Below are 7,865 nucleotides of genomic sequence, written 5' to 3'. Positions count from 1 at the left end.
CCCGCCGTAATGACAAAGGTGCTGGCGATCGATTGCCCGGAATAGAGGATAAAGATGCTGGAGAGCGTCAATCCGGTCAACGCCGAATAGAGCATAAACAGCCCTGTCGCCACGCTACCGCTCAAGCGCTGTACCATGCCGGAAATCACGAACACCAACCCCAACTGCGCAATGATCAGCCCGAAAAAGGTAATCCGGCTGGAAAAGACGAAACTCATTATCGCGGGGGATTGCGCCGCATACCAGGAAACAAACGCCGTCAGCAATAAACCGCAGGTCATCCAGCCATAAACCTGCGCCATATACGCCTGAAGGCCGCTATTAGCGCGTTCGACTATCGAATCGCCTGAACGAGGGAACCGATCCATGATACTACCCTTACGTTGCTGTCTGACAGCGCAGACAGAGATTGTGACTCGGGCGTGCATCGCCCACCATTGATAAGTGTATCACATGGCGCGGTGTCGCATGTGGCGAAAATCACGCCAGCCTCAACGAACGTTAATTATATGAAAGAGATGAAAACCAGCGAGGGTTATACCCTAAATAATTCGAGTTGCAGGACAAAACGTTTACGTTTTGAACAGCGCTTGCGCTGGCCCTTTAGGGCGAGGCTCATTTATGAGTCTCGTAATGCGGCAAGGGAGCGAATCCCGATGAGCTTACTCAAGTAAGTAATTCGGGTGACAAATCTGCCGGGAGCAGATTTGAACGCCGCGTGCGGCGGCCTCGTAAGAGGTGAGGCCCAGGGATGGGCCGAATAACGAGCGCTGCCAACGCATCTGCAACGTGAAGTATGACGGGTATAATTACCAACGTTCAGCGGCGACATGGTCACTGTCACGCGCATCCACCCAGCGGTCGCCTTCCGGCGTGGCTTCCCGTTTCCAGAACGGCGCGCGGGTTTTCAGGTAATCCATGATAAATTGCGCAGCGTCAAAGGCCGCCTGACGGTGTGCGGCGCTCACGCCCACAAACACGATTTCATCGCCGGGATAGAGCGGCCCAACGCGGTGGATCACAGAGACGCGAGGTAACGCCCAGCGTTCTCTGGCCTGCTCGACGATCTCCGCCAGCGCTTTTTCTGTCATCCCCGGATAGTGTTCCAGCGTCAATGCACTCACGTCGGAAGCCAGATTATGGTTGCGCACTTTACCGGTGAACGTGACCACGGCACCGTCTTCGTCACATTGCGCCAGCCACTGATAAGCCAGCCCCACGTCAAACGGCGCGGTGCCGACCTCAATACGGGTTTCAGGTTGCGGGTTTACTGGCACAATCAGCCTCCGGTCACTGGTGGAAAAAACGCCACCTCATCACCATCACGCAGCGGGTGTGAAGGCTCGACCAGCGTCTGATTCACTGCCGTCAGCAGTTTACCGGACTCCAGCGCCAGCGCCCAGCGTTCGCCGCGAGCGACCAGCGCCTGACGCAACGCCTCCACGCTGGAAAATTCCGCAGGAAGGCTAAGCGAATCCGTTTGCGTCAGTTCTCGAACCTGCGCGAAAAACAGCACGTTAATCATTCTACCTCCGCCTGAAAATCGCCAGATTTGCCACCGCTCTTTGCCAACAAACGCACCGGGCCGATAATCATGTCTTTTTGCACCGCTTTGCACATGTCATAAATGGTCAACGCCGCTACCGAGGCAGCGGTCAGCGCTTCCATCTCCACCCCGGTTTTTCCGGTTAAACGGCACAGCGATTCGATGCGCACCCGGTTGTGCTCAGGCTCAGCCGTCAGCTCAACGGCAACTTTACTTAACAGCAGAGGATGGCACAGGGGAATCAGTTCCCAGGTACGTTTAGCCGCCTGAATACCGGCAATGCGCGCGGTAGCGAACACGTCACCCTTGTGGTGCTGCCCATTGATAATCATCGACAGTGTTTGCGCTGACAGCGTAACAAAGGCTTCCGCACGCGCCTCGCGTACCGTTTCGGCTTTTGCTGACACATCTACCATGGTGGCTTCGCCAGCGGCATTAATATGGGTGAACTGAGAGGACATGATTAATTCGATTTCTTTAAATGGGGGAAAAAATTGCACGGTTTTTGCCGGGCATCCAACTGTTCCTGAATGATACGTTCCCAGGCTGTGCGACACGCACGTGTCGAGCCGGGCACGGCAAAGATAACCGTTTGGTTTGCCAAACCCGCAACCGCACGGGACTGAATAGTGGCGGTGCCGATATCCTCATAGGAGACCATGCGAAACAGTTCACCAAAACCGTCAATCGAGCGATCGAACAGCGGGGAGATGGCTTCTGGCGTAACATCGCCCGCGGTGAAACCCGTGCCACCATTGATCAAAATCACCTGCACCGTCTCGCTGGCAATCCAGGCGGTAACCTGCGCCTGAATCTGGTAGCGGTTCTCTTTGACAATGGCGCTGGCGACAATCTGGTGCCCGGCCTCTTGTGCCGCTTCGCGCAAATAATCACCCGAGGTATCATCTTGCGCGGTACGACGCGCAGAAACAGTCAATACTGCAATTTGCAGCGGAATGAAGTCATCACTGACCTTGCTCATATCACACACCTCTTAACACGGAAAATCGCAAGAGTAGCTATCAGCCACCGATAAAAGAAAGGTTCTGCGTTATGCCGCTGTTGCCGTCATGCAGGAAGTGGGTCTGTTTTTTAAGCGATAACCCACCCGCAATACGCAGCGCCAGATCGTCCATTTGGCTATCCTCCGCCAACAGGTCGCGCAAGGGAATGCCCTGCTCGCCGAACAGGCACAGGTGCAGGTTACCCACGGCGGACACGCGCAGACGGTTGCAGCTCAGGCAAAAATCTTTCTCGTAGGGCATGATAAGACCGATTTCGCCCTGATAATCATCGTGCCGAAACACCTGGGCTGGGCCATCACTGCGACCACGCGGCGCCAGTTGCCACCCCTGAGCCAACAATTTATCGCGAATGACCGTTCCGGGCAGATGGTGACGGGCAAACAGCTCCCTTCCCTCTCCGGTTTCCATCAGTTCGATAAAACGCAGTTGGATGGGCCTGTCCTTGATCCAGTGCAAAAACGCATTCAGTTGATTATCGTTCACGTCACGCATCAGCACGGTATTCACTTTGACCTTGGCAAAACCGCAGTCAAAGGCCGCATCGATCCCGGCCATCACCTGATGAAACTTATCCTGCCCGGTGATCGCATGGAACTGACGCGCATCGAGACTATCAACACTGACATTCAGCGCCGTTAGCCCGGCATCACGCCATACTGCCACATCGCGCGCCAGCCGATAGCCATTGGTGGTCACCGCCAGGGTTTTGATCGAAGGGTTTTCTCGGATAGCAGCTAAAATCTCGACAAAGTCACGTCTTAACGAAGGTTCCCCCCCGGTTAAACGCACTTTTTCCGTACCGAGCGCAGCAAAAGCGCGGCTGACCCGACGGATCTCATCCAGAGAGAGAAAACGCTTGGTGGGTGCGCCAGAAGGCTGATAGCCCTCAGGCAAACAGTAGGTGCAACGAAAGTTGCATACATCTGTGATCGAAAGGCGCAAATAGTAAAACTTGCGCGCAAACGCATCCGTCAATTGACTTAGCATAAACACCTTTCCAAATTCGGGAGGCGCGGGAATTTCTCCCCTGCACCCTGGTGACCTCAAGGGTCACGGCCAGAGCACCGTATGACGCAGTCACTGCCACATCACTTAGGCACAAAGGCTAGGAGTCTGATTTCATCAAAGAAGAGTCTAACGTTACTCACGCATTACGTCACCCATATATTCGTTATGTATTTATGTATATAGCGGATATATAAAGGTTTTTTCTCTTCCACAGGCTTCCAGCATAGTCGAAAAACGGCGTAAAAAATTGTCGTAAATCATCCTGAGGCAAAGATTTTTGGTTTTTTTCGCCTTTATGAGAGAAATCAGCTACCTTAGCCACGTGAATTCCCCCTCTTTTGCAAAAGGTCTTTATGCGCAATCGCACGTTAGCCGATCTCGATAAGGTTGTCGCGCTGGGTGGCGGGCACGGCCTCGGTCGCGTCATGTCATCACTGTCTTCATTGGGTTCACGACTCACCGGCATTGTGACGACCACCGATAACGGCGGCTCGACGGGAAGGATCCGCCGCGCAGAGGGTGGTATCGCCTGGGGGGACATGCGCAACTGTCTGAACCAGCTGATCACCAGCCCGAGCGTAGCCTCAGCCATGTTTGAATATCGCTTCACCGGTAGCGGTGAACTCGCCGGGCACAATCTGGGCAACCTGATGCTTAAAGCGTTGGATCATCTGAGCGTACGGCCGCTGGAAGCCATCAACCTGATTCGCGGACTGCTGAAAGTGGATGCGGTACTGATCCCTATGTCGGAACATCCCGTCGATCTGGTCGCTACCGATACGGGAGGAAACCAGGTCTATGGTGAGGTGCAAATAGACAATCTGAACGTACTGCCACAGGAGTTGCAACTCCACCCCGTGGTCAAGGCGACGCAGGAAGCGATTGATGCCATCGACCAGGCCGATGTGATCCTGATTGGTCCAGGCAGTTTTCTGACCAGCCTGATGCCCTTACTGTTGCTGGACGATCTGGCGCGCGCCCTGCGCCGCACGCCTGCGCAGATGATCTATATCGGCAATTTGGGACGAGAACTCAATCAGGCCGCTGCTCATATGACGCTGGCACAAAAGCTCGTCATGATCGAAAACAAGGTGGGGCGTAAAGTGGTAGATGCGGTTATCGTGAGTCCACACACCTCGGTGCAGGGCATCAACGATCGTCTCATCGTGCAGCAGCCATTAAGCGCGGCCGACGTGCCGCACCATCACGATCGCGAACTGCTGCGCCAGGCGCTGGAAATTACCCTGCAACGCCTGGGCTAATCGTGCTACCGCCGAGGGCTATTCCCCACGCAGCCACGGCGTATGGGTAACACCCACCAAAATGCCTTCCGGGCTAAGGAAACGCGTCACCCACTGCCCCCACGGTTCGAGTCGGTTATCGACCAGCAAGGTATACCCTGCCCGTTTAACTGCCGCCGTAGCGGCCGCCATATCAGCAACTTCAAACTCCAACCAGGTTTGCGGCACCGTGAGGTCATCCGGCCAATGCTCAGTGCCGAAGCAGGATTGACTCGCTTGCGCCAACGGCCACAGCGCAAAGTGTTTCACCCCATCAAGCGTATCGGCGACCAGATAATCACTCGATTCTCCCAGCGGTTTAAGCGGCAAATGTAGCGTGTCCAGATAGAGCGATCGACTGGCGACCGCGTCCGCAACGATCGGGCCGAAGCCCGCGATAAACAGTACATCCACATCGGGTAGAGAAAATGTCATGTCGGCTCCTTGTGCTAAAGGAAATCAGGATGCGGCGATAAATCGCTCACGTAAGGCATGAATCTGGTCACGCAATGCCGCAGCCTCTTCAAATTCCAAATTCTGCGCATGCGTCATCATCAGGCCTTCCAATTCGCGAATTTTTTGCTCCAGCGCCTTGGGTGTCATCGCCATGTACTCTGCGGCAGGCTCAGCCGCTTTACGGCTGCCACGCCCTTTACCCTTCGCCGTTGGCCGGCCCAGTTGCAAGATATCGTCGATTTTCTTGTTAAGACCGGTAGGCACAATCCCGTGCGCCTCGTTGTAGGCTTGCTGCTTCTCGCGTCGCCGCTCCGTTTCCTGAATGGCGCGCTGCATTGAGGGCGTTATCTTGTCGCCATACAGAATGGCTTTACCATTGAGGTTACGTGCGGCACGGCCGATGGTCTGAATCAAGGAGCGCTCCGAACGCAGGAAGCCCTCTTTATCCGCATCCAAAATAGCCACCAGCGACACTTCTGGCATGTCCAATCCTTCCCTGAGCAGGTTGATCCCCACCAGCACATCAAATTCGCCCAGTCGTAGGTCGCGGATGATTTCAACGCGCTCAACGGTGTCGATGTCAGAGTGCAGGTAACGCACGCGCTCGCCGTGTTCTTCCAGGTATTCGGTAAGATCTTCTGCCATGCGTTTGGTCAAGGTGGTGACCAGCACGCGCTCATTCAACGCTACGCGTTTGCGGATTTCAGACAACAAATCGTCCACTTGCGTCGCAACTGGGCGCACTTCCAGCAGCGGGTCAAGCAATCCCGTAGGCCGCACCACCTGATCGACGACATCACTGCCGGAATGTTCCAGTTCATAATTGCCGGGTGTCGCCGAAACATAGATGGTTTGCGGTGCGAGCGCTTGAAACTCCTCAAACTTCATCGGCCGGTTGTCTAACGCGGAGGGCAGGCGAAAACCATATTCGACCAACGTTTCTTTACGCGCCCGGTCACCGCGGTACATGCCGCCCAATTGCGGGATGGTCACGTGGGACTCATCGATCACCAACAATCCATCGGCAGGCAGGTAGTCAAATAGCGTTGGCGGCGGCTCACCCGGCCCGCGTCCAGAAAGATAGCGCGAATAGTTTTCGATACCGGAGCAATACCCAAGTTCGTTCATCATCTCAAGATCGAATTGCGTACGCTGTGTCAGCCGCTGCTCTTCCAACAGTTTATTGTTTTCCAACAACACCTTGCGGCGTTCTGCAAGGTCCACTTTGATATCTTCCATCGCCTGAAGAATACGCTCACGCGGGGTTACATAGTGGGTTTTCGGGTAGATGGTATAACGCGGCACCGTTTGTAACTGCTGACCAGTGAGCGGATCGAACAGCGTCAGGCGTTCAACCTCTTCATCGAACAGTTCAACGCGCAACGCAATCTCATCAGATTCTGCCGGAAAAATATCAATCACTTCGCCGCGTACGCGGAACGTACCACGCGTGAAGGCCTGATCGTTACGCGAATATTGCAGTTCGGTCAGCCGGCGCAAAATCGAGCGCTGATCGATAATCATGCCGACCGTCAGGTGCAGCATCATTTTCAGATAGAGATCGGGATCGCCCAAACCATAAATAGCCGAAACCGACGCCACCACCACGACATCGCGTCGCTCCAGCAGCGCTTTAGTGGCTGACAGACGCATCTGTTCAATATGCTCGTTAACCGACGCGTCTTTCTCGATAAAGGTGTCCGAGCTAGGCACATAGGCTTCAGGCTGGTAGTAATCATAGTAAGAGACGAAATACTCAACCGCATTGTCTGGGAAAAATGCTTTCATCTCGCCATAGAGTTGCGCCGCCAGCGTTTTGTTGGGCGCCAACACCATGGTGGGACGGTTAAGATCCGCAATCACGTTGGCAATGGTAAAGGTTTTTCCCGAACCGGTTACCCCCAGCAACGTCTGATGCGCCAACCCCGCCTCCAGTCCCTCTTCCAACAGACGGATCGCTTCAGGCTGATCGCCTGAGGGGGTAAACTCGGAGTGCAGTTTAAAGGGTTTGCTCATGAACAACCTGCCAGAAAGTGGACCAAACGTCGCGAAACCAGGCAACGCACAGTAACATTCAACAATAGGGTGAGGCGTCAAGCATAGCACGAACAGCGCGCCTCAGAAATGCGCCGCCCACAGTATACTGGATATAAAAACAGCATCCAGTCATTTATTGGCTAAAACGATGCGCAGTGTAAGTCGTTGGTCAGCGTAGGGCGTTATAAAGCAGAAAATGAGCGTAAAAATCGCTAACACAGCGTTACGCTTTTATCCAGTTAAAAATGTGCTATTTATCCCCAGAATGCGTATTTGTTTTAACAAAGTGGTTAGACCTGTACTGTAAAAACATGCAACCATCAGCCAGACATAAAGCGAGACTTGATTTTAATTAACTAATTGATTTAAAACAACTAAACAAAAAAGCAGAGAATCACATCAACTCAACCAAGACCCGCGCCAATTCTCGCTTGCCACCGTTTTTCTAAACCTAATGCACATGGTTATCCACAGAAGTAGTGGATAACTCCCACAAGCCCGCATGCCTGCTGC

General features: G+C 54.0%; 9 protein-coding genes and 1 riboswitch. Of the genes, 1 reads left to right on the top strand and 8 read right to left on the bottom strand.

Annotation, left to right across the window (positions count from 1 at the left end):
- The 6 genes from J5224_RS22740 to moaA all read right to left on the bottom strand — a co-directional run.
- Positions 1-368, bottom strand: a 368-nt coding sequence (locus J5224_RS22740) for a Bax inhibitor-1 family protein (protein WP_264627520.1), incomplete at its 3' end; no start/stop codon positions are given.
- Positions 369-809: 441 nt separating this feature from the next.
- Entirely contained in the window at positions 810-1,277 is a 468-nt protein-coding gene (gene moaE, locus J5224_RS22735; protein WP_264627519.1) for a molybdopterin synthase catalytic subunit MoaE, read from the bottom strand.
- A 2-nt stretch (positions 1,278-1,279) separates the two neighbouring features.
- Positions 1,280-1,525, bottom strand: coding sequence for a molybdopterin synthase sulfur carrier subunit (gene moaD / locus J5224_RS22730; protein WP_264627518.1), 246 nt, complete (start codon positions 1,523-1,525; stop codon positions 1,280-1,282).
- Positions 1,522-2,007: a cyclic pyranopterin monophosphate synthase MoaC gene (moaC, locus tag J5224_RS22725; protein WP_264627517.1), complete on the bottom strand. Its 486-nt coding sequence runs from the start codon at positions 2,005-2,007 to the stop codon at positions 1,522-1,524. The genes moaD and moaC overlap by 4 nt, the downstream gene beginning before the upstream one ends.
- A gap of 2 nt (positions 2,008-2,009) precedes the next feature.
- Positions 2,010-2,528, bottom strand: a complete 519-nt coding sequence (gene moaB / locus J5224_RS22720) for a molybdenum cofactor biosynthesis protein B (protein ID WP_264627516.1) — start codon at positions 2,526-2,528, stop codon at positions 2,010-2,012.
- A gap of 40 nt (positions 2,529-2,568) precedes the next feature.
- A complete protein-coding gene (gene moaA, locus J5224_RS22715; RefSeq protein ID WP_264627515.1) occupies positions 2,569-3,558 on the bottom strand; it encodes a GTP 3',8-cyclase MoaA in 990 nt (329 codons plus the stop codon).
- Positions 3,546-3,695, bottom strand: a riboswitch (molybdenum cofactor riboswitch). Its footprint overlaps the gene before it by 13 nt.
- Positions 3,696-3,932: 237 nt before the next feature.
- Here moaA and J5224_RS22710 point away from each other — a divergent pair.
- Positions 3,933-4,841, top strand: a complete 909-nt coding sequence (locus J5224_RS22710) for a gluconeogenesis factor YvcK family protein (RefSeq protein WP_264627514.1) — start codon at positions 3,933-3,935, stop codon at positions 4,839-4,841.
- Positions 4,842-4,859: 18 nt separating this feature from the next.
- Here J5224_RS22710 and J5224_RS22705 read toward each other — a convergent pair whose 3' ends face one another.
- Both J5224_RS22705 and uvrB read right to left on the bottom strand, forming a co-directional pair.
- Entirely contained in the window at positions 4,860-5,294 is a 435-nt protein-coding gene (locus J5224_RS22705) for a glyoxalase (protein WP_264627513.1), read from the bottom strand.
- A 24-nt stretch (positions 5,295-5,318) separates the two neighbouring features.
- A complete protein-coding gene (gene uvrB, locus J5224_RS22700) occupies positions 5,319-7,331 on the bottom strand; it encodes an excinuclease ABC subunit UvrB (protein ID WP_264627512.1) in 2,013 nt (670 codons plus the stop codon).
- Positions 7,332-7,865: the final 534 nt, after the last annotated feature.

The organism is Candidatus Symbiopectobacterium sp. NZEC135, assembly GCF_025962695.1.
Note: the sequence above shows the minus strand (reverse complement) of the source record. Positions and strands in the feature narration are given on the sequence as shown.

Excerpts from the sequence above, each read along its gene's own strand:
- uvrB (WP_264627512.1), bottom strand. The coding sequence starts at position 7,331 with ATGAGCAAACCCTTTAAACTGCACTCCGAGTTTACCCCCTCAGGCGAT.
- J5224_RS22705 (WP_264627513.1), bottom strand. The coding sequence starts at position 5,294 with ATGACATTTTCTCTACCCGATGTGGATGTACTGTTTATCGCGGGCTTC.
- moaD (WP_264627518.1), bottom strand. The coding sequence starts at position 1,525 with ATGATTAACGTGCTGTTTTTCGCGCAGGTTCGAGAACTGACGCAAACG.
- moaA (WP_264627515.1), bottom strand. The coding sequence starts at position 3,558 with ATGCTAAGTCAATTGACGGATGCGTTTGCGCGCAAGTTTTACTATTTG.
- J5224_RS22710 (WP_264627514.1), top strand. The coding sequence starts at position 3,933 with ATGCGCAATCGCACGTTAGCCGATCTCGATAAGGTTGTCGCGCTGGGT.
- moaB (WP_264627516.1), bottom strand. The coding sequence starts at position 2,528 with ATGAGCAAGGTCAGTGATGACTTCATTCCGCTGCAAATTGCAGTATTG.
- moaC (WP_264627517.1), bottom strand. The coding sequence starts at position 2,007 with ATGTCCTCTCAGTTCACCCATATTAATGCCGCTGGCGAAGCCACCATG.